The organism is Actinomadura oligospora ATCC 43269 (assembly GCF_000518265.1).
Classification (GTDB): Bacteria; Actinomycetota; Actinomycetes; order Streptosporangiales; family Streptosporangiaceae; genus Spirillospora; species Spirillospora oligospora.
In genome coordinates, this window is sequence record NZ_KI912411.1 from 434,164 (window position 1) to 460,641 (window position 26,478).

The 26,478-nt window shown below is 74.5% G+C and carries 25 protein-coding genes; 6 read left to right on the forward strand and 19 right to left on the reverse strand.

All coding sequences use genetic code 11. The features are described from left to right. Positions 1–12: 12 nt before the first annotated feature. From P696_RS0138920 to nirB, 4 genes are all read right to left on the reverse strand, one after another. A complete protein-coding gene (locus P696_RS0138920; RefSeq protein ID WP_026416555.1) occupies positions 13–1,002 on the reverse strand; it encodes a daunorubicin resistance protein DrrA family ABC transporter ATP-binding protein in 990 nt (329 codons plus the stop codon). 213 nt (positions 1,003–1,215) lie between these two features. Beyond that, a complete protein-coding gene (locus P696_RS0138925; protein WP_051468952.1) occupies positions 1,216–2,412 on the reverse strand; it encodes a uroporphyrinogen-III synthase in 1,197 nt (398 codons plus the stop codon). After that, the gene (gene nirD / locus P696_RS51080) at positions 2,384–2,857 is read right to left on the reverse strand and encodes a nitrite reductase small subunit NirD (protein WP_245627975.1); all 474 of its coding nucleotides are present in this window, start codon (positions 2,855–2,857) and stop codon (positions 2,384–2,386) included. The genes P696_RS0138925 and nirD overlap by 29 nt, the downstream gene beginning before the upstream one ends. Next, positions 2,854–5,406 carry a nitrite reductase large subunit NirB gene (nirB, locus tag P696_RS0138935; RefSeq protein ID WP_051468836.1) on the reverse strand — a complete coding sequence of 851 codons (2,553 nt, stop codon included), beginning with the start codon at positions 5,404–5,406 and terminating at the stop codon, positions 2,854–2,856. The genes nirD and nirB overlap by 4 nt, the downstream gene beginning before the upstream one ends. A 115-nt stretch (positions 5,407–5,521) precedes the next feature. On the opposite strand from nirB, the gene P696_RS56675 reads away from it, so the two are divergent. Next, entirely contained in the window at positions 5,522–5,671 is a 150-nt protein-coding gene (locus P696_RS56675) for a hypothetical protein (protein ID WP_157430197.1), read from the forward strand. On the opposite strand, the gene P696_RS0138945 is transcribed toward P696_RS56675, so the two are convergent. After that, positions 5,661–7,118 (reverse strand): FAD-dependent oxidoreductase, encoded by a 1,458-nt coding sequence (locus P696_RS0138945; protein WP_026416558.1) that lies wholly within the window; start codon positions 7,116–7,118, stop codon positions 5,661–5,663. The two genes, P696_RS56675 and P696_RS0138945, sit on opposite strands and share 11 nt — an antisense overlap. Beyond that, complete coding sequence (locus P696_RS0138950) at positions 7,115–9,208, reverse strand: molybdopterin oxidoreductase family protein (protein ID WP_026416559.1); 2,094 nt, start codon at positions 9,206–9,208, stop codon at positions 7,115–7,117. Before P696_RS0138950 ends, P696_RS0138945 begins: the two co-directional genes overlap by 4 nt. 270 nt (positions 9,209–9,478) lie before the next feature. On the opposite strand from P696_RS0138950, the gene P696_RS51085 reads away from it, so the two are divergent. Next, positions 9,479–9,979 carry an NUDIX domain-containing protein gene (locus tag P696_RS51085; RefSeq protein ID WP_034489098.1) on the forward strand — a complete coding sequence of 167 codons (501 nt, stop codon included), beginning with the start codon at positions 9,479–9,481 and terminating at the stop codon, positions 9,977–9,979. A gap of 96 nt (positions 9,980–10,075) precedes the next feature. Here the strand turns inward: P696_RS51085 and P696_RS51090 are convergent, their stop codons facing one another. The 6 genes from P696_RS51090 to P696_RS51100 form a co-directional block, all read right to left on the reverse strand. Then, a complete protein-coding gene (locus P696_RS51090) occupies positions 10,076–11,269 on the reverse strand; it encodes a pentapeptide repeat-containing protein (RefSeq protein WP_157430198.1) in 1,194 nt (397 codons plus the stop codon). Between the two features lie 152 nt (positions 11,270–11,421). Next, on the reverse strand, positions 11,422–11,676 hold the full coding sequence (locus tag P696_RS0138965; RefSeq protein WP_026416560.1) for a hypothetical protein: 255 nt from the start codon (positions 11,674–11,676) through the stop codon (positions 11,422–11,424). Between the two features lie 123 nt (positions 11,677–11,799). Continuing rightward, entirely contained in the window at positions 11,800–13,002 is a 1,203-nt protein-coding gene (locus P696_RS0138970) for an ABC transporter permease (RefSeq protein ID WP_034489101.1), read from the reverse strand. Continuing rightward, complete coding sequence (locus P696_RS51095; protein WP_084338881.1) at positions 12,999–13,832, reverse strand: ABC transporter ATP-binding protein; 834 nt, start codon at positions 13,830–13,832, stop codon at positions 12,999–13,001. Before P696_RS51095 ends, P696_RS0138970 begins: the two co-directional genes overlap by 4 nt. Next, the gene (locus tag P696_RS0138980; RefSeq protein ID WP_051468839.1) at positions 13,829–15,013 is read right to left on the reverse strand and encodes an efflux RND transporter periplasmic adaptor subunit; all 1,185 of its coding nucleotides are present in this window, start codon (positions 15,011–15,013) and stop codon (positions 13,829–13,831) included. Before P696_RS0138980 ends, P696_RS51095 begins: the two co-directional genes overlap by 4 nt. Beyond that, entirely contained in the window at positions 15,006–15,608 is a 603-nt protein-coding gene (locus P696_RS51100) for a hypothetical protein (protein WP_157430199.1), read from the reverse strand. Before P696_RS51100 ends, P696_RS0138980 begins: the two co-directional genes overlap by 8 nt. A gap of 308 nt (positions 15,609–15,916) precedes the next feature. Between P696_RS51100 and P696_RS0138990 the strand changes: the two genes are divergently transcribed. Both P696_RS0138990 and P696_RS55360 read left to right on the forward strand, forming a co-directional pair. Further along, positions 15,917–16,570, forward strand: a complete 654-nt coding sequence (locus P696_RS0138990; protein WP_026416564.1) for a response regulator transcription factor — start codon at positions 15,917–15,919, stop codon at positions 16,568–16,570. A gap of 11 nt (positions 16,571–16,581) precedes the next feature. Further along, the gene (locus P696_RS55360; protein ID WP_026416565.1) at positions 16,582–17,991 is read left to right on the forward strand and encodes a sensor histidine kinase; all 1,410 of its coding nucleotides are present in this window, start codon (positions 16,582–16,584) and stop codon (positions 17,989–17,991) included. Here P696_RS55360 and P696_RS0139000 read toward each other — a convergent pair. Together P696_RS0139000 and P696_RS0139005 are read right to left on the reverse strand one after the other, a co-directional pair. Continuing rightward, entirely contained in the window at positions 17,873–19,270 is a 1,398-nt protein-coding gene (locus tag P696_RS0139000; protein ID WP_026416566.1) for an MFS transporter, read from the reverse strand. The two genes, P696_RS55360 and P696_RS0139000, sit on opposite strands and share 119 nt — an antisense overlap. A gap of 141 nt (positions 19,271–19,411) precedes the next feature. Continuing rightward, positions 19,412–20,221, reverse strand: coding sequence for an aminotransferase class IV family protein (locus tag P696_RS0139005; protein ID WP_026416567.1), 810 nt, complete (start codon positions 20,219–20,221; stop codon positions 19,412–19,414). A 150-nt stretch (positions 20,222–20,371) separates the two neighbouring features. On the opposite strand from P696_RS0139005, the gene P696_RS0139010 reads away from it, so the two are divergent. Then, positions 20,372–21,214 (forward strand): helix-turn-helix domain-containing protein, encoded by an 843-nt coding sequence (locus P696_RS0139010; RefSeq protein WP_245627976.1) that lies wholly within the window; start codon positions 20,372–20,374, stop codon positions 21,212–21,214. Positions 21,215–21,244: 30 nt separating this feature from the next. Here the strand turns inward: P696_RS0139010 and P696_RS51105 are convergent, their stop codons facing one another. After that, positions 21,245–21,988, reverse strand: coding sequence for a maleylpyruvate isomerase N-terminal domain-containing protein (locus P696_RS51105; RefSeq protein ID WP_084338883.1), 744 nt, complete (start codon positions 21,986–21,988; stop codon positions 21,245–21,247). 285 nt (positions 21,989–22,273) lie between these two features. Continuing rightward, positions 22,274–22,693, reverse strand: coding sequence for a hypothetical protein (locus P696_RS0139020; RefSeq protein WP_026416569.1), 420 nt, complete (start codon positions 22,691–22,693; stop codon positions 22,274–22,276). Positions 22,694–22,876: 183 nt separating this feature from the next. Between P696_RS0139020 and P696_RS0139025 the strand changes: the two genes are divergently transcribed. Continuing rightward, positions 22,877–23,458, forward strand: coding sequence for a TetR/AcrR family transcriptional regulator (locus tag P696_RS0139025; protein WP_026416570.1), 582 nt, complete (start codon positions 22,877–22,879; stop codon positions 23,456–23,458). Positions 23,459–23,474: 16 nt separating this feature from the next. Here the strand turns inward: P696_RS0139025 and P696_RS0139030 are convergent, their stop codons facing one another. The 3 genes from P696_RS0139030 to P696_RS0139040 are packed head-to-tail and all read right to left on the reverse strand — an operon-like array spanning position 23,475 to position 26,385. Beyond that, the gene (locus P696_RS0139030) at positions 23,475–24,107 is read right to left on the reverse strand and encodes a LutC/YkgG family protein (RefSeq protein ID WP_026416571.1); all 633 of its coding nucleotides are present in this window, start codon (positions 24,105–24,107) and stop codon (positions 23,475–23,477) included. Next, positions 24,104–25,657, reverse strand: coding sequence for an LUD domain-containing protein (locus P696_RS0139035; RefSeq protein WP_245627977.1), 1,554 nt, complete (start codon positions 25,655–25,657; stop codon positions 24,104–24,106). The genes P696_RS0139030 and P696_RS0139035 overlap by 4 nt, the downstream gene beginning before the upstream one ends. Further along, positions 25,654–26,385: a (Fe-S)-binding protein gene (locus tag P696_RS0139040; protein WP_026416573.1), complete on the reverse strand. Its 732-nt coding sequence runs from the start codon at positions 26,383–26,385 to the stop codon at positions 25,654–25,656. Before P696_RS0139040 ends, P696_RS0139035 begins: the two co-directional genes overlap by 4 nt. Between the last annotated feature and the right edge of the window lie 93 nt (positions 26,386–26,478).

Sequence of the window (26,478 nt, forward strand, 5' to 3'; positions counted from 1 at the left end):
AGTCGGTGCGCCTCACCGTGACCGCCCGCCACGCATCGCCATGCGCATCCAGTCCTTGGACGAGCCCTCGGCGTCCCGGATGGTCGTCCCGGTGAACGACATGAACACATCGTCCAGCGACGGCCGCGACACGCTCACCGACCGGATCGGCATCCCCAGCTCCGCGAACAGCCGCGGCACGAACGCCTCACCCGACGCCACCGCGAACGTCACCGCCCCCTCGGCCATCGTCGCCGCCAGCCCGAACCGCTCCGCCAGCGCCGCGATCGCCGCCTCGTCGTCGTCGGTGGTGATCTGCACCCGGTCCTTGCCGACGCCCGCCTTCAGCGCCTCCGGCGTGTCCAGCGCCACGATCGTCCCGGAATCCATGATCGCGATCCGGTCGCAGTACTCCGCCTCGTCCATGTAGTGCGTCGTCATGAAGATCGTGATCTGCTCGGCCGCCCGCAGGTCCCGGATGTACTCCCAGATCGACGCCCGCGTCTGCGGGTCCAGGCCCACCGTCGGCTCGTCCAGGAACAGCACCCGCGGCGAGTGCAGCAGGCCCCGCGCGATCTCCAGCCGCCGCTTCATCCCGCCCGAGTACGTCTGCACCCGGTCACCGCGCTTGTCCCACAGCCCGACCATCTCCAGCACCTGCCGCATCCGGTCCGGCAGCACCGAGCGGGGCACCCCGTACAGCTCGGCGTGGAACCGCAGGTTCTGCTCACCGCTCAGGTAACCGTCGAGCGTCGGGTCCTGGAACACCAGGCCGATGTTGCGGCGCACCTCGTCGCGCTCCCGCACCACGTCGAACCCGGCGACCCGCGCCGACCCCTCCGTCGGGCGCAGCAGTGTGCAGAGCATGTTGATCGTGGTGGACTTGCCCGCGCCGTTCGGCCCCAGGAACCCGAAGATCTCCCCCGGCCGGACCGCGAACCCGATCCCCCGCACCGCCTCGACCGCGCCGAACCGCCGGACCAGCCCGGCCACCTCCACGGCGGGCGTCCCGTCCTCCGGCATAGAGCCTCCTCACAGGCCGGCCGCGCCGGCGGCCCGGCACCGCCGCCGAACCCCACGCGCCGCGCCTCGGCACTCTCCTCCACTGTTGCACATCGCCGCAAATGACTTTCCGCCCGGAAACCGGACGAATCCGGAACCGGGCGGACCAGACGAGCCCAAAGATCAGGCAAGTGTCACGCCCACACCTCAGAGGTCAGGGGCAGGGGCCGGGGGTCAGGCGAAGCCCGCGCCCGGCGCGCGCGGATCGCACGCCAGCCGGTACCCCCGCTTCACCACCGTCTCCACGATCCCCGACCGGCCCAGCCCCCGCCGCAACCGCGCCACCGCCATCTCCACCGCGTGCTCATCGGCCTGCCGACGCGCCCCACGCCCCCACACCGGCCCGCCCACCAGCGGACGGCCCGGCAGCACACCGCACAACTCCGCCCGCGACACCACATGCCCCGGACGCAGCGCCAGCGCCCGCAGCACCGCCATCGGCGCCGGCGCGATCGGACGCAGCTGACCGTCCAGCACCACCGCGTGCCCCCTCAACTCCAGCAGACCGCCCGGCACGCGCAGCCGCCGGGCCCGCCGGCGCGGCAGATCCGCCGCCAGCGCCCGCACCAGCGCCCCGATCCGCGCCCGCTCCGGCTGCACCGTCGGCACCCCGCGCCCGGTCAGCGGCCCCGCCGTCACCGGACCCACGCACGCCGCGACCACCCCCTCCCGCAACGCCTCCAGCAGCGGCTCCTCCAGGCCGTCCGCCGCCGCGACCGCCAGCGTCGCCGCCACCGCCGGCGCGCTGGTGAACGTGATCGCGTCCACCGTCCCCGCCACCGCCTGACCCACCAGCCGCCGCAACGGCGTCGCGTCCTCCGCCCGCGCCCACCGGTACACCGGGACCTCGATCACCTCCGCGCCCGCCGCCCGCAACGGCTCGGTGAGATCCTCCAGCCGCTCCCCGTACAGCTGCACCGCGATCCGGGCACCCGCCAGGTCCTTCCCCAGCAGGTACGCCAGGACCTCCGCGCACGACTCCGACTCCGGCGACCACCGCTCCGTCAGGCCCTCCGAACGCATCGCGCCCAGCGCCTTCGGGCCCCGCGCCACCACGTCCGCGCCACCCAGCCGGGACACCAGCGGCTCCCGCATCCCCCACCCGTCCGCCGCCTCCAACCACGCCCGGAACCCGATCCCGGTCGTCACCACCGCGTAGTCCAGCGGCGCGGCCAGGCACTCCCGCGTCGCCGCCAGCAACTCCGCGTCGTCCGCCAGCGGCACCAGCCGGATCGCCGGAGCGTGCACCACCCGCGCGCCCCGCCGCTGCAGCAACACCGCCAGCTCCTCGTGCCGCCGCGCCGCCGTCACCCCCACCGCGAACCCCGCCAGCGGCGCGGACTCACCGTCCACCGAGCACCACCCCCGCATCCGCCGCCGCACCGGCCCCCGACCAGGCCGCCGCGGTCAGGGACACCTCGACGCGGCCGTCGCGCACCCGCGCCCCGAACACCGGGAGCGCCGGGCCCGGCTCCGACAGGCACTCACCCGTCCGCAGGTCGAACACCTGCTTGAACATCGGCGACGCCACCACCGGCGCCCCGTCACGGCACCCCAGGATCCCCCGCGAGATCACCTGCGCCCCGCTGAACGGATCCAGGTTCCCCACCGCGTGCAGCCCACCGTCGAACGTCCGGAACACCGCGACCTGCACCCCCGCGACCAGCGCCGCCGCGCCCCGCTCCGGCAGCAGCTCGGTGACCCGGCACACCGCGTGCCACCCGGACGGCCCCGGCAGGACGCCGCCCCGCACTCCCCCGGCCCGCATTCCGCCAGCTCGCCCCGCACCGTCCACTCCGTGCCGCGCTCCGGTCATCGGACGACCACCTCCAGCTCCGGACCGGCCACCACGACCGGCCTGATCTGATCCCGCTCGGTCTCGAACGCGATGCTCGGATCCGGCACATCGGGGGCGTTCACGAACGACACGAACCGCCGCATCCGCTCCGGATCGCGCAACGTGTCCGCCCACTCGTCCGCATAGGACCCGACATGCCGTTCCATCGCGGCGTCCAGCTCGGCGCAGATCCCCAACCGGTCCTCCACGATCACCTCGCGCAGGTACTCCAGCCCACCGGACAGGCCCTCCAGCCAGCCCGCCGTCCGCTGCAGCCGGTCGGCCGTCCGGATGTAGAACATCAGGAACCGGTCGACGCACCGGACGAGCTCCTCGTCCGACAGATCCGTGGCGAACAGGTCCGCGTGCCGCGGGCTCATGCCGCCGTTCCCGCCGACGTACAGGTTCCAGCCCCGCTCCGTCGCGATCACCCCGAAGTCCTTGCTCCGCGCCTCCGCGCACTCCCGCGCGCACCCCGACACCGCCGCCTTGATCTTGTGGGGCGCGCGCAGCCCGCGATAGCGCAGTTCCAGCGCGATCGCCATCCCGACCGAGTCCTGCACCCCGTACCGGCACCACGTCGACCCCACGCACGACTTCACCGTCCGCAGCGCCTTCCCGTACGCGTGGCCCGACTCGAACCCCGCGTCCACCAGGCGCTTCCAGATCCGCGGCAGCTGCTCCACCCGCGCCCCGAACAGGTCGATCCGCTGCCCGCCGGTGATCTTGGTGTAGAGGCCGTGGTCCCGCGCGACCTCGCCGATCACGATCAGCCGCTCCGGCGTGATCTCCCCGCCCGGGATCCGCGGCACCACCGAATACGTCCCGTTCTTCTGCAGGTTCGCCAGGTGGTGGTCGTTGGTGTCCTGCAGCGCCGCCTGCTCGCCGTCCAGGATGTGCCCGTTCCCCAGCGACGCCAGGATGGACGCCGCGACCGGCTTGCAGATGTCGCAGCCCCGCCCGCGGCCGTGCTCGGCGATCAGCCGCGTGAACGTCGTGATCCCCGTGACCCGGACGATGTCGAACAACTCCGCCCGCCCGTACGCGAAGTGCTCGCACAACGCCCGGCTGACCTCGACGCCCGCCGCCGTCAGCTCCGCGTCCAGGATCCGCTTCACCAGCGGCACGCAGCTCCCGCACGTCGTCCCGGCACGCGTGCACGCCTTGACCTCGCCCATCTCGGTGAGCGAACCCTCGCGGATCCCGGTCCGGATCGCCTCGGCCGACACGTTGTTGCACGAGCAGATCACCGTCGCGCCCGGAAGGTCCCCGCCCGCCGCCTCCGTCCCGCCGAACAGCAGCTGCTCGGGAGAACCCGGCAGCTCCGTCCCGATCCGCGCGCGCAGCGCCGGGTAGCCCGAGGCGTCCCCCACCAGGACGCCGCCGAGCAGCGTCCGCGCGTCGTCGCTGACGACCAGCCGCTTGTACACGCCCGCGACCGGATCGGTGTAGGTGACGTCCAGGCCGTCGGCGCGGAACGGGTCGCCGAAGCTCGCGACGTCCACGCCCATCAGCTTCAGCTTCGTCGACAGGTCCGCGCCCTCGAACCGGGCCGGGCACTCCGCGCCGGACGCCTCGGCGAGCAACCGGTCCGCGACCACCTCGGCCATGCTGAAACACGGCGCGACCAGGCCGTACACCTGGCCGTCCACGACCGCGCACTCCCCGATCGCGAACACCGCCGGATCGGACGTCCGGCACGCGCCGTCCACCACGATCCCGCCCCGCTCCCCAACGGCCAGCCCGCAGGAGCGCGCGAGCTCGTCACGCGGCCGGACGCCGGCGGAGAACACCACGACACCCGCGTCGACCGTCGACCCGTCCGCGAGGACGACCGACGCGACCGCGCCGTCCTCCCCCGCGTCCAGGCGCTCCATCGGCGTGCCCGCGTGGACGGCCATCCCCAGCGCCTCGATGTGCCGGCGCAGCATCGCGCCGCCGCCCTCGTCCAGCTGACGCGGCATCAGCCACGGCGCGATCTCGACCACGTGTGTGTCGACGCCGAGGTCCTGGACGGCTCGGGCGGCTTCGAGGCCGAGGAGTCCGCCGCCGACGACGACGCCACCGGCCTCCGCCCTTGACAAAGTAAGGTTCGTGCAGTGGGTGCGGAGCGCGTCCAGGTCGTCGATCGTCCGGTAGACGAAAACGCCCGGCAGATCATGGCCGGACACCGGAGGCACGAACGGCGACGACCCGGTGGCCAGCACCAACGCGTCATACTCCACGACCCGGCCGGACGCGGTCGTGACCGTCCGCGCTCCCCTGTCGATCGCCGTCACCGCGTCCCCGACCACCACTTCGACGGCGTCGTCGTGCGGCGGGAGGGCCAGGTCGGCGTCCTCGGTCAGATGGGAGGTCAGCGCCACCCGGTCGTAGGCGGCCCGAGGCTCCTCCCCCAGGACGGTCACCCGGCAGGCCCCGGCGGTGTCACGCGCCCGCAACGCCTCCACCAGCCGATGCCCCGCCGGACCGTGCCCGACGACCACCACGCGCAGCGGACCCTCTCGGCCCTCTCCGTCACCGTTCATGGCCTGATCTTCGGCAGGGGCCGTTTCGCGGCTGCGTCCCCTTTGTCACCGCCGTGTTAAAAGGGCCTCACCCCGCGAACCCCGGTCCCCGGCGACGCCCACACCGAACAGCGCCGTGCCCGCGACGACGGCGACGGCGGACGAGGTCCACGCCGTGACCACCCTGCCCAGCGTCGACCGCGCCAGCGCGGGGTTCCACGCGGCACGGACGGCGTCCCGCACGGTCATGTCGGTCGGGACGCCGTCCTGGTCGGTCACGCGGTAGGGACGGTTTCCTGGTCGGCGAGCCAGGCGACGATTCCCTCGATCGCGTCGCGGCAGCCGCCGCAGCCGGTGCTGGCGCGCGTGCGGGCGACGACCTCCTCGACGGTGCGGGCGCCGTCCTGCCAGGACGCGCAGATTCGTCCCTTGGACACGTTGTTGCACTGGCACACCGTCGCCGCGTCCGGCATGCGCACGGGGGAGCCGGCCTCGGCGACGCTGGCGAGGCCGGAGAACAGGAGGCCGAGCCGGTCGCTCGGCAGTGGCGCGGCCCGGTCGAACAGCGTCGTGAGGGTTCCGGCGGTGCCGGTCTCGCCGAGCAGGATCGCGCCGACGACCCGGTCGTCCCGGATCGTCACCTTCTTGTAGGTGCCGCGGCCCGCGTCGGTGAACCGGACGACCTCCACGTCCGGATCGTCGTCGCCGTGGTGCGTCTCGCCCATCGCGACCAGGTCCACGCCGGTCGCCTTCAGGCGGGTGACCTGCCGCGCGCCGGTGAACCGGGCGGACGGGTCCGCGCCGGTCAGCAGGTCGGCGAGCACCTCCGCCTGCTCCCACGCGGGCGCGACCAGCCCGTACACGGTGCCGTCGTGCTGGGAGCACTCGCCCAGCGCCCGGACGTTGGCGTCGGTGACCGAGGTGAGCGTCGCGTCCACCACCACGCCCTGCTCGACGGCCAGTCCCGCCGCGCGCGCCAGCGCCACATCGGGACGGACGCCGCACGCGAGGACGACCACGTCCGCGTCGAGCGAGCCGTCCGCCAGCGCGACGCCGTGCACCCGGCCGTCCGTCACGTTGAGCGCGGTCACTCTGACGTCCAGCCGGGAGTGGACGCCGAGGCGGCGCAGCGTCCGCGCCAGCACGCGGCCCGCGCCCGCGTCGAGCTGCCGTTCCATCAGGTGCCCGGCCATGTGGACGACCGTGACCGACAACCCCCGTCCCACCAGCCCGCGCGCCGCCTCGATCCCGAGCAGCCCGCCGCCGACCACGACCGCCGTCCGCGCGCCCTCGGCGGCGGCGACGATCGCGCGGCAGTCGTCCAGCGTGCGGAACGCGACCGCGCCGTCCGGCAGACCACCGTCCACGCCGTCGCGGATGCCGGGCACGGGCGGGACGAACGCGGTGCTGCCCGTGGCGAGGACGAGCGTCCCATACCGGGTCTCGCTGCCGTCGGAGGCCCGCACGACGCGGCGATCGCGGTCGATCGCGACGGCCTCGACGCCGAGGCGCGCGTCCACATCGTGGGCCTCGTACCAGGCGGGATCCACCAGGCCGATGCTCGCGGGATTCGCGGTACCGGCCAGCACGTTCGACAGCAGCACCCGGTTGTAGGGCTGTTCGGCCTCCGCGCCGAACACCGTGACCGGCACGTCCCGGTCCCTCGCCCGGATGCCGGTCACGAGCCTCGATCCGGCCATGCCGTTCCCGACGACGACGATCCCGTCCTTCACGACGCGTCCTCTCCCGCCGGTCCGGCCGGTTCCAGCCGGACGGCGCACACCTTGAACTCCGGCATCCGCGACACCGGGTCGAGGGCGGGGTTGGTGAGCAGGTTCACGCTCCCCTCCCCCGCCCAGTGGAACGGGACGAACACCGTGTCGTCCCGGATGTCGCCGGTGAGCCGCGCCCGGACGGTCGCCGTCCCGCGGCGGCTGCTGACCCGCACGTCCGTGCCGTCCTCGATGCCGAGCCGTCCGGCCAGGTCCGGATGCAGCTCGACGAACGGCCCCGGCGCGGCCTCCGCCAACGCGGCCACCCGCCGGGTCTGCGCGCCGCTCTGGTACTGCGCCAGGACGCGCCCTGTCGTCAGGTACACCGGATGGGCGTCGTCCACGTCCTCGTCCGGGCCTCGGTGCTCCACCGGGACGAACCGGGCCCGGCCGTCCGGTGTCGGGAACCGCTCCGCGTAAGGACGCGGTGTGCCGGGGTGGTCCTCGCTCGGGCAGGGCCAGAACACGCCGCCCTCGCGGTCGATCCGCTCGTAGGTGATGCCGGAATAGTCAGCGGTGCCGCCCGCGCTCGCCGCGCGCAGCTCCTCGAACACCTCGTCGGGCTCGATGCTCCACCGGCCGGGCGCGGCGAGGCGTCCGGCGAGGGACGCGATGATCTCCAGGTCGCTCCGAACGCCGTCCGGCGGCGCGACCGCCCTCCGCCGCCGCAGGACGCGTCCTTCCAGGTTCGTCATCGTGCCGGACTCCTCGGCCCACTGCGTCGTCGGCAGGACCACGTCGGCGCGCCGCGCTGTCTCCGACGGGACGAAGTCTGCGACGACCAGCAGGTCCAGGGCGCCGAGGCGTTCGGCGACGGCGGCCGAACGCGGCGCGGACACAACCGGGTTCGACCCGAACACCAGCAGCGCCTTCGGGCCGTCCGGCGTGCCGAGCGCCGACAGCAGCTCGTAGGCCGAGCGTCCCGGGCCGGGCAGGACGTCCGGTTCCACGCCCCACACCGCGGCGACGTGCGCACGCGCGTCCGGATCGTCGATGCGCCGGTAGCCGGGGAGCTGGTCGGCCTTCTGCCCGTGCTCGCGTCCGCCCTGCCCGTTCCCCTGCCCGGTCAGGCAGCCGTATCCGGAGCCGTCCCGGCCGGGCAGGCCGAGCGCGAGCGCCAGGTTCACGAACGCCGACACCGTGTCGGTGCCGTTGGCGTGCTGCTCTCCGCCGCGTCCGGTCAGGATGTGCGCGCGGTCGCCGCCCGCCAGCAGCCGGACGGCCTCCCGCAGCTGCGGGACGGGCACGCCGGTGATCCGCTCCACCCGGCCCGGCCAGTACGCGTTCACCACCGTCCGGACGGCCTCGAACCCCGCCGTCCGGGACGCGACGTACGCCTCGTCCACCAGTCCCTCCGCGATCGCGACGTGCAGCAGCCCGTTCGCGAGGGCGAGATCGGTGCCCGGCAGCGGACGCAGATACAGGTCGGCCGACCGCGCCGTCGCGGTCCGGCGCGGGTCCACGACGATCAGCGCGCCGCCGCGTCCGCGCATGTCGGACAGGTGCCGCATGAACGGCGGCATCGTCTCGGCCGGGTTCCCGCCGACCAGCAGCACCGCGTCCGAGCGCCCCAGGTCGGTGATCGGCCCCGGCAGACCGCGGTCCATCCCGAAGGCCCGCAGGGACGCCGCGGCCGCCGACGACATACAGAACCGGCCGTTGTAGTCGATCTGCGAGGTGCCGAGCGCGATCCGCGCGAACTTCCCGAGCTGGTACGCCTTCTCGTTGGTCAGCCCGCCCCCGCCGAACACCGCGACCGCGTGCGGACCGTGCGCCGCGCGAAGCCGGACGGCCTCGGCGGCGACGCGGTCCAGGGCCTCGTCCCAGGTGCACGGCTCGAGCGGCGCGTCCCGGCGCGGACGCGCCAGGGGCGTCGTCAGCCGGTCCGGGACGCCGAGCAGCTCGGCGGACGTCCAGCCCTTCTGGCACAGACCGCCCCGGTTCGCGGGCACGTCCTCGCGCGGCGCCACCACCGGCGGGCCGTCCCCGGGAGTGAGCGTCATGCCGCACTGCAGCGCGCAGTACGGGCAGTGCGTCGCGGTTCCGGTCATGCCGGAAAGCCTGCGGACGTGCCGTTTCGAGGGCGCTTCCCCTCCGTGACCCGGGAGTTAAAACCGCCTCACCACGCCGCTCCCGCCAAGGTCAGAAGACCCGCCGCTCCCCCTGACGGGCCCATGTCAAGCGTTGTCGATCGCGGTCAGGGAGCTTTCGGCAGCGGCCCCGCGGCGCGCCGAACGGATCGACGGCGGCGCGGGCCGTCCGCCGGTGCCGCCCCGCGACCGCCCCGGCACCGGCGGTGCCCGCCCGTCTACGCTCGGACCATGCCCGATCTCGCCTACATCGCCTCGCTCCCCCGCACCCGCGGCGCCGCCGCCGCGCTCCTGGTCGACGACCTCGGCCGGATCGTCCTGGTGAAACCCACCTACAAGGAGGGCTGGTTCCTGCCCGGCGGAGTCATCGAGGAAGGCGAGTCGCCGCTGGCGGCCTGCGAACGCGAGTGCCGCGAGGAGCTGGGCCTCACGCCCCGCCTCACCGGCCTGGTCTGCGTCGACTGGGGCCCGCCCCGCGACGGCGTGGACGCCGTCAACATCTTCGTCTTCGCCGGTCGGATCTCCGACGCCGAGATCGCCGCGATCACGCTCCCGCCGGACGAGCTCTCCGACCACACCCTGGTCGCCCCGGAGAAGGTGGCCGAGCTCGCCCCCGCCCACATCGCCCGCCGCATGGGCCCCGCCCTCCGCGGCATGGCCGAACACCGCGCCGTCTACCTCGAGGACGGCCACGACCCCGGCCTCCCCGACCAGACCCCGGCCCCTCAGTAGAACCCCGGCCCCGACCGCGACGTCGGCCGGTCCACCAGCCGTCCGCCGCAGGGGCGGACGGCTTCCGGCGCGGCCCCTTCCCGCCCGGGGACGGGCTCAGCCGTCCACCCGGGCGCCGCGCTTACGGGCCTCCCCCACGGTCAGGTCGGACCCGCGCAGGTCCGCTCCGGTCAGGTCGGCGCCGGTCAGTTCGGCATCGCGAAGCTCCGTCCCCGTCAGGTTCGCCCGGGTCAGGAACGCGTTGATCAGTTTCGCGCCGGGGAGGAAGGCCTGGCTCAGGTCCGCTTCGAACAGGGAGGCCCCGGTCAGGTTCGCACTGCCCAGGTAGGCGCCGCTCAGATGCGCCCCGGTCAGGGCCGTGCGGGTCAGGTTGGCGTTGTAGAGGATCACGCCTGACAGGTCGGCTCCGGACAGGTCGGCATCGGTCAGGTTCGCCCCGGACAGGTCGGCGAACGCGAGCGTGTGGAATTTCAGGGCCCTGTGGTGAAGGTCGATGGACGTCAGGTCGAAGGAGCCCGTGCCCTCCTGGGCGAGCCGGCCGCCCACGGTGAGGGCGGCGTCGGTGTCGATGGCCGGACGGGTCCTGTCCGTCCCCGAGGGAGGATCCTGGGCGTGGGTGCGGGCGTAGGCGGCCAGGACCCGGACGATCGTCGTGCGGTCCCGGTCGGAGTCCTCGGCGAGGCGCTGAAGGGCGTAGATGCCACCCAACCTGACCTCGACCTTCTCCGAGCCGAGCTCCTCGACCGCCTTGGCGTAGCGGTCGGTGTCCTGGCCCTGGCGGGAGACGTCCAGTGTCTTGGAGGTGTAGATCAGCCCGGCGGCGGTGAACACCACGCCCACGATGACGACGAGGCCGGTGACGGACTGCATCAACGCCGACCTGGCGTTGCCGACCGCCTCCAGCCGCTGCGGCACGGTCAGGGTGTCCCGCTCCGCCGAGGTCAGCGCGTGCCGTTCGCCCGACAACCACCGGGTGGCCGGGACCAGCAACCACCACAGCAGAAGCGCCGCCGCACCGACCGACGCGCCGCCGATCCAGGCCCAGCGGGCCGTGCCGCCGGTCGTCCAGGCCTCATATCCCGCGCCCAGGACGGCCGCGAGCATGCCCCCGGCGATCCCCCAGGCCGTCACACGCCGGACGACGGAGCTCCGCGCCCCCGCTTTCTCCTCCGCCGGAGCAGGGGGAGGAACGGGCGGCGCGACCGAAACCGGACCACGCCGAAGTCGCCTGATCCCGCCCGCCGCCACGACGACGGCCACGGCCAGCCCCACGGCACCGGACCTGCGCACCCGCCGCTCCCTTGCCCTGGTCGCGTGAAGGCAGCGTGCTTCCGTGTTGTGGGACGTCCCAGCCGAGGACCCGGTTCACCTTCTGCGCCGGGCAGGCGAAGATGGGCGCGTCGGGCCGTGATCCCGGGCGCGCCCGCCGTGCCTCAGCAGGGCTAGACGCCCACGGGGACGTTGTCGCGGGCCTGGGCGCCGCGTTCGGGTTGCGCCGCGCGGGCGCAGTGCGCCGAGCAGTACATGTCCCGGCCCACGGCCACGCCGTGGCCGACGACCCTGCACTCGCAGTGCTCGCAGATCGGCGCCATCCGGGTGATCGCGCACTCGAACGAGTCGAAGACGTGGACCGCCCCCTGCGCGTGCACCTCGAAGCTCATGGCGTAGTCGTTGCCGCAGACCTCGCACTTGGCCATGTCGTTCGTCTCCCCCATGTCCCCCGCCGCCGACCGGAGATCTACCCAGATCGGCGGCGGCTGATGCGCCGGGGCTCCGCGAACGCGCAGGTCAGGCGCCGGTGGGCGGGTCGCACCCGGCGGTCAGACGGCCCGCAGGGCCTCGGTCGGAGGCATCCGGGCGGCGCGGAGCGCCGGGACGAGCCCGGCGACGACGCCGATCGCCACCGCCGCCCCGACGCCGCCCGCCCACGCCTCGGGCGGGATGACCACCGCCCAGTGCCTGGTGGCGGCGTACGCCATGGTGGCGAGCGCCCCCGCGGCGACCCCGGCCGCGCCGCCCAGCCCGGCGAGCAGGATCGCCTCGGCCAGGAACTGGACGCGGATGTGGCCGCGGGTGGCCCCGAGCGCGCGCCGCAGCCCGATCTCCGAACGGCGTTCCAGCACCGAAATGATCATCGTGTTGGCGACCCCGACCCCGCCGACCAGCAACGCCACCGCGCCGAGCCCGAGGAACAGGCCGTTCAGCGCGGACCGCGCGGCGGCGCGCACCACCAGCGCGTCCGAGGGGTTGCTCACCGTGACCTGGGAGGGGTTCTCGGGATTGGCGGTCGCCGCCAGCACCGCGTGGACGTTCCCGACCTGGCCCGTGGCCGAGCGCACGTAGATCGTGGACGGGTGCCCGTCGAAGCCCAGGAACCGCATCGCCGCCGGGTAGCCGACCAGGACCGAGCCGTCGATCTCCGGCGCGAGCGGCGCGGGCCCGAGGATCCCGACGACCGAGAACCACCTCTGCCCGAGCCAGATCCGCTGGCCGAGCCACACCCGGTCCATGCCGAGCCGCCGCGCGGCGAGGTGGCCGAGCACGGCGGCCGGCTCGTTGGCGGTGGCCGCGTTGAGGAAGGCTCCCTTCAGGACGCCGGTGCGGACGATCTCCGGCAGCCGCAGGCTGGTCGCCTGGACGGTGAGCGCGTTGGTGTTGACGTCCGGGATGAGGGGGCTGCGGTACACCTTCGCCTCGACCGCGCCGGTGCTCTGCACCTGCTCCACCGGCCCGATCCGGGAGATCATCCCGGGCGCGGTCAGCGGCAGCTCGGCGGCGGCGCCCGACAGGTCCTTGCCGGTACTGACGGTCAGCATGTTGGTGCCGAGCCGGTCGATCTCGGCGAGCAGCCCCGCCTGGGACGAGGCGGACAGCCCGAGCACCGCCACGATGGACGCGACGCCGATCGCGATGCCGAGCGCCGACAGCGCGGCGCGCAGCCGCCGGGTGCGCAGGCCGACGCTGGAGATCCGCAGCAGGTCGGCGGGCTGAAGCCGTCCGATGGGGTGGGCGTCGGTGGTCACGGGGCGTGCCCTTCCATGGCGCCCGGCGCGGCGGACGCGCCCGGACAGGTCGGCGATACCGGTTCCGGCGTCGGTTTCGGTGACGGTTGTACCTGTGCGTCCTGCCGGACGTCGGCGACGACGCGGCCGTCCAGCATCTCGATCCGGCGGGGCAGCCGGGCGGCCAGGTCCCGGTCGTGGGTGATGACGACGATGGTGGCGCCCTCGGCGTTGAGGTCCTGGATCAGCGCGAGGACGGCGTCGCCGTTGCGGCTGTCGAGGTTTCCGGTGGGCTCGTCGGCCAGCACGATGGACGGACGTCCGACCAGGGCGCGGGCGATCGCCACGCGCTGCCGCTCGCCGCCCGACAGCCTGGACGGGATGTGCCCGGCGCGGTGCGCCAGGCCGACCCGGTCGAGGGCGTCGGCGGCGGCCCGGCGGCGCAGCGACCGCGGCACGCCCGCGTAGAGCAGGCCGTCCGCGACGTTCTCCAGCGCCGTGGTGTGGTCGGCGAGGAAGAACTGCTGGAACACGAACCCGATCGTGCCCGCCCGCAGCCGGGACAGCTCCCTGTCGCCCATCCGCCCGGCCTCGGTCCCGGCGACCCGGACGATCCCGCTGGTGGGACGGTCGAGCGTCCCGATGACGTTCAGCAGAGTCGACTTCCCCGAACCGGACGGCCCGACGATCGCGACGAGCTCGCCCCGGCGGACGGTGAAACTCACCCCGAGCAGCGCGGGCACCGGCGGCTCGCCGGGATAGATCCTGCTCACCGACTCCAGTTCCAGCACCGGCCCGGCGGTCAGGTCACCTGCGGTCATGTCATCAGCGGTCATGTCGTCGGCGGTCATGAGATCGGCACCACGACCTGCTGACCGGGCACGATGCCCTTGCCGGTGATCTGCACCGTCCCGGCGGTGTCGTCGAACAGTCCGAGCGTCACCGGCATGAGGTGGTGCGAGCCGCCGGCGTCCACCACCTCGACGCCGTAGCCGCCGCCGAGCAGCGCCAGCAGCGCGTTGACCGGGACCATCAGCGCGCCCTCGACGCTCTCGGTGGTGATCGACACCCCGACGGGGGCCTGGTCGAGGGCGCCGGTGGCCCTGGAACCGCCGGGCGTGACCGTGACCGGAACGGTGGACCGGCCGCCCGGGGCCTTCTTGACGACGGTGCCGACCGACGCGACCGAGCCCCCGACGCTCGAGCCGTCCGGCAGCGTGATCACGACCTTCTGGCCCTCCTTCAGCCTGCCCTGCAGGGACGCGTCGACGTCGACGTTCACCTGCCGCCGGGTGGAGCTACCCGTGAGGACGACGCCGCCCTCCGGGGCCCGGCCGCCCAGCTTGACCGCCAGGCCGGTGATCCTGATCTTGGCGGCGCCGACGAACACCACCTCGCCCTTGGCGAGCCTGCCCGTCCGCCTGACGTCGAGGGCGTCCTGAAGGTTCCTGACGGCGGCGGCGGTCGCCGCCGTGTAGGTGTCCGACCCCGTGGGGATGGAGCCGTCGGCGTCGTATCCGGAGGCGGCGAGGGCGGCGTTGAGCTCCTGGACGTCCGGTCCGGTCACGCCCGGTCTCAGGTCGCGGTACATGGGGGTCCTCCCGCCCTTGAAGAAGACGACGGGCCTGCCGTCGACCCTGTAGAGCACCTGGCCCTGCCGGACGACCCGGCCGAGCCTCGGCAGACCGGTGATGACGCCGGACGCCTGGTTGACGGCCTGGTAGCCGCCCGCGTAGGTGAGGGTCCCGCTCACCGAGGTGCGGGCGGTCAGGGTCCCCCGGGTCACGGTCGCCATGCCGGTGGTGACGGATGCCGGGGGCTGGTGCTCGCCGCCGTGTCCGGCCGTGACCGTGTAGTAGCCGGCGCCGCTCGCGACGATCAGGACCACCGTGACGGTCACCACGATCCGCTTGCGCCGCCTCCGGGCCGCCAAGGCGGTGCGGAGCGACCGGGTCTCCGGTTCGCTCTCCAGAGCGGCCGGTGCGACATTCGTCGTCGAGACGGTCCGGGAAAACCCGAGGCGGTCAGCCACCCGACCGTCCTTCGCCGTCACTGAGGAACCGGCGGCACGCCTTCTCCGCGGCCTGGAAGACGGGATTGTCAGGCGTCATTCCGATCTTGTCGCCGTCGAGGTTCATGCCGCCGTTGGGATTCGGATCGGGGAACCTGGTCACCCCGTGCTCCCGCATGCACTGCGAGTGCTTCAGCGCCGCCGCACGGTTCTCCGGGCCGTCGTCGCCCGCGCCGCCGCTGGGCATCAGCGACTTGCAGGCGCCGTCGGCGGACTTGTAGGTCGCCGTGTCGGACTGCACGTCGTTGCCGTTGACCTGCAAACCCTTGCCGAGCACCGGGTCGGGGAACCTGCTGATCCCGTGCGAGCGCATGCACTTGGCGTACCTGAGCAGCCCGTCGTAGATCTGCTGGTCACTCGGCGGCGCGCCGCCCTTCCCGCCCCCGTTCCCGCTGCCGTCGCCGCCTCGCGGCGCACCGGTGGTCTCCACCGCGGCCACGCCCTTCCTCCCGTCGTCCCCGGATGACCCGCAACCGCTCGCCACGAGCGCGAACAACGCGAGGCCGGTGGCCAGCACAACGGTCGCGGGCCCACCGCGCCCAATGCGTGCTCGCATGGTCTCCTCCTTCTGTCGACGCACACCTGACATGGAGTTCTACTGAGCCGGTGGTTTCGGAGAGGTATCACCCGGCGACGGTCCCGAGCGCAGGCGTCCGAATGCTTTTCCCGAACACCCGGCCCGCTCCGCGAATCGTCCAAACCGCGCCGGCGGACGTCGCCTCAGTCGGGGAATCCAGCTCTGAGACCTTCCCGAAACCGGGGCGACGCCATGATGGAGCCGTGCCCGACCGCGCGGTCCCGCGCACCCGGACGGCGCGGACGGGGCGGTGGCACATCGGGGTGGTTCCGTCGGGAGGAGCGCACGTGCGGGTCCTGGTGATCGAGGACGACGAGGAGCTGGCGCAGGCGGTCGCCGTCGGGCTGCGCCGCGCGACCATGGCCGTGGACGTGGCGCTCGACGGCCCGTCCGGCCTGGAGCGGGCGCTGGTCAACGACTACGACGTGGTGGTGCTCGACCGGGACCTGCCCGGCCTGCACGGCGACGAGGTGTGCGCGCGGCTGATCCTGGCCGGGAGCCGCGGCCGGGTGCTGATGCTGACCGCCGCCACCACGTCCGAGGACCTGGTGGACGGTCTCGGCATCGGCGCCGACGACTACCTGCCCAAGCCGTTCGACTTCCCGGTGCTGGTGGCCCGGATCGGCGCGCTCGCCCGCCGGGCGCACCCGGTGGCGCCGCCGGTGCTGCGGCATCGCGACATCGTCGTGGACACCGCACGGCGCGACGCCAGGCGGGGCGGACGGGACCTGGACCTCGCGCCGAAGGAGTTCGGGGTCCTGGAGGTCCTGCTCGCCGCGGAGGGACGCGCGGTGTCGGCCGAGGAACTGCTGGAACGGGTCTGGGACGAGAGCGCCGACCCGTTCACCAAGGCCGTGAAGGTCACCGTCAGCCGGCTGCGCGCCAAACTCGGCGAGCCCCCGGTCATCGACACGGTGGCCAAGTCCGGCTACCGGATCTGAGGGGCCGCCCGATGCGCCCCCCACGGTTCCCCCGGCCCCCCGGCCTCCTCCGGAGCGGCCTGTCCCGCCGCACGGTCCGCCTCCGGCTCACCCTGCTGTACGGGGCGCTGTTCCTGGTCTGCGGGACGACGCTGGTCGGCATCACCTACCTGCTGGCCAGCCAGTCCACGCCCGGCGTCTACACCCTCCGTGGCCCGAACGGCGACACCAACGCGCTGGCGCGCGGCTCGTCCGGCTCCGACTCCGGCACCGGCACCGGCTCGGGCCCCGGCCCGGACGGCTCGCTGCACTCCAGCTCGGGCCAGGGCGGCGGCAGTGTGAGCGACACGACCGGCCCCGCCCAGGCCGCCGACATCGCCCGGCGCACCGAGCAGGCCGCCCGCGCGCAGCGCGCCCGGGAACTGCGCTCGCTGCTCGTGCAGTCCGGCACCGCGCTCGGCATCACGACGGTGATCTCGCTCGGGGCCGGCTGGGTGGTGGCCGGTCACATGCTGCGCAGGCTCCGGCGGATCACCGCGGCGGCCCGCACCATCTCGGCCGGCAACCTCCACGAGCGGCTCGCGCTGGACGGCCCCCAGGACGAGCTCAGGGAACTCGGCGACACCTTCGACGAGCTGCTCGCCCGGCTGGAGGGGGCCTTCCTGGCGCAGCGCCGGTTCATCGCGCACGTCTCGCACGAGCTGCGCACCCCCATGACGCGGCAGCGGACCCTCGCGCAGGTCGCGCTCGCCGACCCGGACGCCACGGCGGAGTCACTGCGCGCCGCGCACGAGCGGGTGCTGGCGGCCGGGGCGCAGCAGGAGCAGCTCGTCCTGGCGCTGCTCACCCTGGCCCGCGGACAGGCCGGGATCGGCCGCCGCGAGCCGTTCGACCTGGCCGGGCTCACCCGGGACACGGCGCTGAACCGGTCGGACGACGCGCGGCGCCTCGGCGTGACCGTCCGGACCGACCTCGCACCGGCCGAGGTGTCCGGCGACGCGCGGCTCGCCGAACGGATGATCACCAACCTGGTCGACAACGCGGTGCGGCACAACATCCCCGGCGGGCGGGTGGAGGTCACCACGGGCCGGCGGGACGGGGCCGCGGTGCTGACCGTCGCCAACACCGGCCGGACGATCCCGGAACCCGCCGTGGAGCGGCTCTTCGAGCCCTTCGAGCGGCTCGACGCCGAGCACACCGGCCGCGCCGAGGGACTCGGCCTCGGCCTGTCGATCGTCCGGGCCATCGCCGACGCGCACGACGCCGCCGTCCTGGCCCGCCCCCGCCCGGACGGCGGACTGGTGGTCACCGTGACGTTCCCGGTCAGACACCGTCCGCGGCACGACCCCGGAGCCGCGCCGCACCCGGACGCAGATAGACCACCCAGGTCAGGACGGTACAGGCCACGTAGAAGGCCGCCAGCCCCAGCAGCGCGGGAGTGATCCCGCCCGTCCGCTCGATCGAGATCCGGAACGCCTGCTGGACGAGCACTCCGCCCGCCGCCCCGACCGCCGAGACGATCCCGATCGCGGCGGCGGCCGTCCGCCGGGCCCGCGCCGCCCCGTCCACCCCACCGGACGCCCGATCGAACGTCCCGCCGATCGTCCCGTCGGACGTCTCCGACGCCCGCTCCCGCGCCCGGAAGATCGCCGGGATCATCTTGTACGTCGACCCGTTCCCGAGCCCCGTCGCGACGAACACGAACAGGAACGCAGCCAGGAACAGCCCCCAGGACCCGGCCCGCACCGCCTGCGCCACCGCCCCGATCCCCGCCCCCATCAGCAGGAACGTCACGACCGTGACGCGCGCGCCGCCGAACCGGTCGGCCAGCCACCCGCCGAGCGGACGCGCCAGCGACCCCGCGAACGCGCCGAGCCAGACCACGTGCGCCCCGTCCACGTCCGGGAACCGGCTCCTGACCAGCACCCCGAACGTGAAGCTGAAACCGATGAACGACCCGAACGTCCCCACGTACAGCACCGACATCACCACGGTCTGCGGGTCCCGCGCGGACGCGGCCATCTCGCGCGGCGTGTACGACGACGTCGCCCCCGAGAGGTTGTTCATCAGCAGGTACGCGGCCACCACCGCCAGCAGGACCAGCGGCATCCAGACCCAGCCGACCGCCGCCAGCCCCGCCGCCACGATCAGCGGCGGCATCGCCAGCTGCGTCACGGCCGTCCCGAGGTTGCCGCCCGCCGCGTTCAGCCCGAGCGGAAGGCCCTGCCGAGCCGCCGGGTAGAAGTGCGTGATGTTCGCCATGGACGAGGCGAACGTCCCGCCGCCGAGCCCCGTCGTCGCCGCCACCAGCAGCAGCGCCCAGAACGGCATCCCCGGGTGGTGCACGGCGTACACGAACAGCCCGCACGGGACGAGCAGCAGCAACGCGCTGACCACCGTCCAGTTCCGTCCGCCGAACCGGGCCGGCGCGAACGTGTACGGCACCCTCACCGCGGCGCCGACCAGGTTCGGCACCGTCGTCAGCCACAGCGTCTGCCCCACCGACAGCGTGAACCCGGCCGCGCCCAGGTTCAGCACCGCGATGCTCCACAGCAGCCACACGCAGAACCCGAGGTGCTCGGTGACGATCGACACCACCAGGTTCCGGGCCGCCACCCGCCGTCCGGTGGACGCCCAGAACGCCGGGTCGTCGGGATCCCAGTCGTCGATCCGCCCGCCCCGGCGTCGGACGGCCGGGACCTGGTCGATCAGCGCCGTCATGGCGTCTCCTCACGGTGTCTCGATGCGACACCGCGAAGCTAGGAGCGGCACGTTACGCGACGGCGCCCTCCGTGTAGCCCCACCGCTACGACCCACGCACACCCCGCCCCGCCCCCCGGTGAGCCGGGACGTCACGCGCCCTCAGAACTCGACGGGCGGCTCCGCGCGGAAGGCGTCGTGCAGCAGCCCGACGAACTCCCGGGCGTCCGGCAGGACCGCCGAACCCAGGCGGTTCACCGCGACGCCCGGCGTCCAGGAGTTCATGACCACCGCCCCCGACAGCCCGGCCACGTCGTCCGGCGTCACCTCCCGGACGGCCTGGGGCACGCCGAGCGCCTCGAGACGGCGGCGCACCACGCCCATCATCGTCCCGACCAGCATCGGCGCGTCGGGCCAGATCACCGACTCGCCGTCCCAGAACGCCAGGTTCCAGATCGTCCCCTCGGACAGGCGGCCCCGGCGGTCCACGAACGCGGCGTCGTCGAACCCCGCCGCGACGGCCCTGCGCAGGTGGTAGGTCTTCCCGACCTCGCCGACGTGCTTGACCGCGGGCAGGTCCCGCTCGTGCTCGACCACCGCCAGCGACAGCGGCCCCCGCGGCCCGTCCGCGGGCGGACCGGTCCGGACCAGCACCTCCGGCTCCCCGCCCCCTGCCGTGAACTCACTGGACGCCGAGAACACCGTCGCCGTCAGCGACAGGTCGTCCGGCCCGGCCTCGACCGCCGCGCGCAGCAGCTCCCGGATCCGCTCGTCCGGGACGGCCCGCCCGAACAGCTCGCGCGACGCCGTCCGAAGCCGGTCGACGTGCAGGTCGAGGCCGCGGACCCGGCCACCGCGCACCTGCATCGCGGTGAAGTGCGCGTACCCGGCGAAGGCCAGCGGCGCCAGCTCGGCCGCCGTCGCGGGACGCCCGCCCAGCCGGGCGACGAATTCGGTGGTGGCGGTGTTCATCAGTGCGTGACTCCAACTCGATCGGATCGGACGCCCTCCACCCTGCCCGGCCGTACGCCGACCACCCAGCCCTCCGCCGTGCCTACGCCTGGCAGTGGCAGGAACGCGCCGCCGCCCGCCGCACACCGTCCGGCCTCGATAATGAACGGCATGGAGAACCGCTCCGGCGGCGAGCTCGGCGCCTTCCTCCGCAGCCGCCGCGCACGCCTGACACCCCAGGACGTCGGCCTCCCCGACACCGGACGGCACCGGCGCGTCCCCGGCCTGCGCCGCGAGGAGCTCGCCCAGCTCGCGGGCGTCTCGGTCGCCTACCTCACCCGCCTGGAACAGGGCCACGGCCCCAACGTGTCCGCCGAGGTCCTGGACGCGCTCGCCCGCGCCCTGCGCCTCACCGAGAACGAGCACGCCCATCTGCGCCGCCTCGCCCGGAACCGCCGGAACCCCGATGGCCCGCCGTCCAGCCACCAGGTGCGCGAACCGCTGCGGCAACTGCTCACCGCGATGGACTCCGTCCCCGCCTACGTCACCGGCCCCTTCCTCGACCTGCTCGCCTGGAACCCGATGGCGACGGCCCTGTTCGGCGACTGGGAGCGGCTCGAACCCGGCCACCGGAACCTCGCCCGGCTGGTCTTCCTCAGCGACGACCACCGGGGCCTGTTCACCGGCTGGAACTCCCTCGCCGCCGACACGGTCGGCGCGCTGAGGCTCGACGCGGGCTGCTTCCCCGACCATCCCCGCCTGTCCGAACTGGTCGGGGAGCTGTCGGCCGAGAGCGCGGAGTTCCGCGCCCTGTGGGCCCGGCACGACGTCAAGGAGAGGGGTCACGGCACCCGGCGGCTGCGCCATCCCGCGGCGGGCGAGCTGCTCCTGGCCTTCGAGTCGTTCCGCCTCGCCGACGACGCCGACCAGTGCCTGACGACCTTCCACACCCCGCCGGACGCCCCGAACCCCGACGCCCTCCGCCTCCTCACGCCCCGACCCGCCACGCTCTGACGGCACAGCGGCCGGCGCGCGTGACGCCGGTCAGCGGGACGAGGCCGCCCGCGACGACTCCGAGGACGGCGCGCCATCCGGGGACCGTCGCGGCTGACGCGTCCGGCGACGCGGCTGCGGGCACGCCGCCGGCTCCTGGTCCGGCCAGCCCGGACTCCGCCCCGACGCGCGGAGCACCGCCTCCCACGCGTCCCCGCGCTCCGCCTCCCGGACGGCCGCCAGCGGCAGATGCGGCACGCCCCAGTGCCACGCCGACACCAGCAGCTCCGGATCCTCCGGGCGGTAGTCCACGCCGCTCGCGCGCGCCAGGTCCCACGCGTGCAGGTGCCATTCCACGCACGCCGCGCCCGCGTGGTCACCGACGGTGTACTTGGTGCCCCGGTAGACCAGGTGCGTGCGGTCCCACATGTCCGGCATCAGATCGGCGTAGGCGCCCGCCGACACCGTGAACGCGGTGATCCGCCCCTCGCCCGGCTCCGGCGGCAGCACCGCCAGCTCGGCCGCGTTCTGCCGGGCCTGCTGCCGGATCAGCACCGCGGACGCCGCGTCCTGGGCGAACAGCTTCGCCAGGCGGCTGTCCGGCGCGTCCTGCAGGTACTCCAGGTAGCTCTCGGCGACGCACCGCAGGTGCCCGGCCAGGTCCATCACCTGCCACTCGGCGCAGGGGGTCGGAGCAGTCCAGTCGGGCACCCTCGCCGCCAGGTCGCGGATCGCCCGCACCCCGTCCTGATAGCACTCCAGGACCCGTTCCCGGTCCGGCGGCGTGCGCTCCACCCTGCATTCCCCCCGCGTTCGCGAAAGCCCCCCGTGGCTCCGGTGGCCGCCCGTTCCGCCTCAGCCCCGTCCACCCGTCCCGGAGCCGAGCCCCGGCGCGCTCCCCGAGAGGGGAGGATTTCAAAGTTCGCCCTCCGGTGCCACTCCGCTTCGCTGTGTTGTCGGCTTAGGACGCGTCAAATGCTCACCTCGACACGTCCCGGCGCTCACCAGGGCACACCCCGCGACGACCGTCCGGGCCGGGCGCGCCGCCCGGCCCGGAACGCCCACGTGGGAGCGACGGCCTCAGACCGCGGCGACGCCCCGGCCCGCGCGGTAGCTGAGCCGGTGGGTCTCGCGGGCGGTGCGCAGCCGGTCGATCTCGTCGGTCCACGGACGGACCGTCCAGCGGGCGCGGGCCTTGCGCTCGGCGATCTCGGCGGCGCGGTGGGCGGCGCCGTCCTGGCCCTCCGGGACGTACACCTTGGGGCCCATCTCGACCCGCTCGGCGGCGAGGGCGGCCTCCAGCGCGACGGTCAGCGCCTGGTCGAACGCCGCGTCCAGCGCCTTCAGCTCGTCCGCCGGACGGTCCTCGGCCTGCGCGGTCCGCAGCGCGGTCTCGGCGGCCGTGGCGTCCGCGAGGCGGTCCCGGTAGGAACCGGCCAGCCGCCGGTCGTCCTCCATCCGCGCGGCGACGTCCTTGCTGATCCGGCGACCCAGCGGCATGTGGTGCTCCTCGAACCTCGTGCTCGTGCCCAAGCTCGTTCTCTGGCGTCGATCTTCATGACCGACAGGGGTCAGCGTACGCTCGGGACACGCCGGTTGTGACCCCGGACACCGGGTTCAGTGCCTTTACGCAGTAAGGTGATCCCCGTCATCGCCCGTCCCCGCGGAGCAGGAGGCACCGTCATGGTCCGGCAGCCGAGCATCAACGCGCAGAACCGCCCGCCGCTCACCACCGACCGGATCATCGAGTCCGCGCTGCACATCGTGGACGGCCAGGGCCTGGCCCGGCTCACCATGCGCCGCCTCGGCGACGCGCTGGAGGTCGAGGCCATGGCGATCTACCACCACCTCCCCCGAGGCAAGGAGCAGCTGCTCGACCACCTGGTCGCGCACGTCGGCGCGATGCCCGCCGCCTCGAGCGACGGAGGCTGGCGGGAGGGCCTCATGGTCTGGGCACGCGCCTACCGCGCCCGGCTGCTCGACCACGCGGGCGTGCTGCCACTGCTGGTCACCCACCGCAACCCGGCCGCGCTCGCGGCCACGATCGGCTCGCTGCGCGAGCACCTGCGGCTCGGCGGCGTCCCCGAGCAGGCCGCCGCCGTCGCCGCCCACAGCCTGCTCGGCTTCGTCATCGGGCACGTCGCGCTCGAGGTCCGCGACACCCGCGGCGACGTCCGCGCCGAACCCGGCGAACCTCCCGTGGACTGGGACGACCGCTTCGGCGCCGGGCTCGCGCTCGTCCTCACCGGGGTCAACCCGGGCTGACCGGCCCGGCCCCCTGTCAGTCGTCGACGACGAGCATCTCCAGCGTGCGCGGCCCGTGCGGCGGCGGCCCGCCCGAGGACGGCGCGGACGGCGGGCCGCTGATCCACGTCTGCGGCAGCGCCGGGTCGAGCCGCCGCACCGCCTCCGGGACGACGCCCACGATCTGGTCGGCGTGCACGACGCACAGATGCCGGTCCGGGACGAGCGCCAGCGCCCGGCGTCCCTGCGCCCGGCCGCCGTCCAGCACGACCGTCCCGGTCTGGGCGACCGCGACCGCGCAGCCGGTGACCGTGCCGTCCGCTCCCGCCAGGGTCGACACGTCCAGGACCGGCGAGTCGGCCAGCGCGCGCACGCCGTCCAGCTCGGCCAGCCACCCGAACGGCAGATCGGACGGCACGACGATCCGCTTGGCCTCCCACCCCCACAGGACGGCCGCGACCGCCGTCGCCAGTTCGTCCCCGCCGACGTGCCGGACGGCCACCCCGAGCGCCGCGACCCGCTCGGTGAACAGCGCCACCACGTCCGCCCGCGTCGCGGCCTCCGGGCCGGTCAGCCGCGTCAGGTACCCGCGCGGCACCGGGACGGGCGTCCGCCGCGGCGGCCCGAGCGCCTCCCGGACCAGCCGCGACACCTCGTCCCGGGCGGTCACCTGAGCCTCCGCCGGGCCGCCTCGCGACGCCGCCACCAGACCCGGAAGCTCTCGGCGGGCGGGGCGGCCAGGTCGCGCGCCTCGGTCCAGCGGCCGAGCAGGCCGGGCAGCCGCCGGATCCGCCCGCCCCGCGCCACCAGCCGCGCCCACCGCGAGCCGCGGCCGACGGCCGCCTCGAACCGGCGCGCGTCGGCCATCGTCCAGGCGAGACCGCGCATCACCGCGAGCTCCGGGGTCGGGACGGGCCGGTTCCGGCGCGCGTCCACGACCTCACCGCGCAGATGCACCAGCAGCCCCGGTATGTCGATCTTCACCGGGCAGACCTCCGCGCACGCCCCGCACAGCGTGGACGCGAACGGCAGCGACGCCGTCTGCGCGCGATCGACACCGCGCGCCAGCGGCGTCCAGACCGCGCCGATCGGGCCGGACGGGCCCGTTCCGCGCGGATCGTAGGGATGATCCCCCACCCGCTCGTACACCGGGCACACGGCCGAACAGGCGCCGCAGCCGATGCAGCGCAGCGCCTCCCGTCCGACATCGTCGCCGAGGATCCGGGTGCGGCCGTTGTCGACCAGCACCACGTGCACCTCGCTCGGGCCGTCCCCCGGCACGACGCCCGTCCAGGCCGACACCTGCGGGCTGAGCCGCTGTCCCCCCGCCGCGCGCGGGAGGAGCTGGAGCAGGACCTCCAGATCCGTCCAGTCGGGGACGGCCCGGTCCATCCCCGCGACGCAGACCAGTTTCTCCGCCAGCGTCAGGCACGCGCGGGCCGCGCCGTCCGCCTCCAGCAGCACGACGGTCCCGCTGTCGGCGACCAGGAAATCGGCCCCCGTGACGGCGACACGCGCGGCCCGCACCCGGTCGCGCCCCTCCGGCCCCCCGGCGTCGCACGCGCTGATCCCCTGCTCGGCGAGCGCGTCCGCGAGCCGGACCTCCCTCAGCACGGGACCGTCCGCGACCGCGACCTCGCCGCCCTCCCGGACGAGCGAGGCGACGATCCGGCGCGCGTCGGAAGCGGTCCTCGCCCAGTGCACCGTGCCGCCCGCGTCCGTGACGGCCCGTTCGAACGCCTCCAGATGGGCGCCGAGGTCGAGCAGGGCCCGGTCGCGGATCGCCGCCCCCGCCGCTCGTAGCTCCTCCCAGTCGGACGGCTCGCCGGTGGCCGCGGCCAGCCGGTCCCGCGCCAGCCCGGCGGACTCGGCCAGGTCGTGCCGCGCCCCGGCGTCCGCCAGCGCCTCCCGCGCCGCCTCCGCGAACCTCGGCAGGGCGGGCTTCCCGTCCGGCCCGCGTCCCCGGGCGGCGCTCCCCTGCTGCCCGCTCACGAGCCTCAGCAACGTCCCGACCCCGAACCCACCCGACCCGGCAGACGACCCCGGACCGACAACCCCGCCTGGACCGCCGGGCCCACCTGAACCGCCGGACCCACCCGGAACGGCGGACCCACCGGAGTCGGCGGGAGCACCGGAGCCGCCGGAGCCGCCGGACGCGTCCGGGTCCCGTTCGGACGGATCGGGGACGTGCGCCCCGGCCTCCCCCTCGCGCAGGCTCACGCGCCCTCCCCCGTGGACGCCAGGATCTCCGCGAGGTGCGCCACCCGGACACCCGCCCGCAGCCGGGACAGCGCGCCGCCGATGTGCGCGAGGCACGCGTTGTCCAGCGCGCACAGCACGTCCGCGCCCGTGTCCCGGACGTGCCGGACCTTGTCGGCGACCATCGCGACCGACACGTCCGCGTTCTTGACCGCGAACGCGCCGCCGAACCCGCAGCACTCCCCCGCCGCGGGCAGCTCGACCAGGTCCAGCCCCTTCACCGCGCGCAGCAGCCGCAGCGGACGGTCGCCCACGCCCAGCGCGCGCGACGCGTGGCACGTCGGCTGGTAGGCCACCCGGTGCGGGAACCGCGCGCCGACGTCGGTCACGCCCAGGACGTCCACCAGGAACTCGGTCAGCTCGTACACCTCGAGCCCGGCGGCGGCGCGCTCCAGGTCCGGGTCGTCGGCGGCCCGCGCCATGCTCCGGTAGGACGACCGGACCGCCGCCGCGCACGACGCCGACGGCGTCACGATCGTCCCCGCATCGGCGAACACGCCGGTGAACCGCCGCGCGAGGCCCGCCGCCTCGCGCCGGTAGCCGGTCGTCCAGTGCAGCTGCCCGCAGCAGGTCTGCCCCGCCGGGAACACCACCTCGTGGCCGAGCCGCTCCAGCAGGGACGTCACCGCGCGGCCGGTCCCGGGGAACATCGCGTCGTCGACGCAGGCGACGAACAGCGCCACGCGCATCCGGGCCTCACCTCCCCCTGGGTCGGGCCTCGTCCAGGGGCAATCGTAGGACTCCGGCCCCCGCGCGCCGGGGCGAAACGATCGCATCCCGAC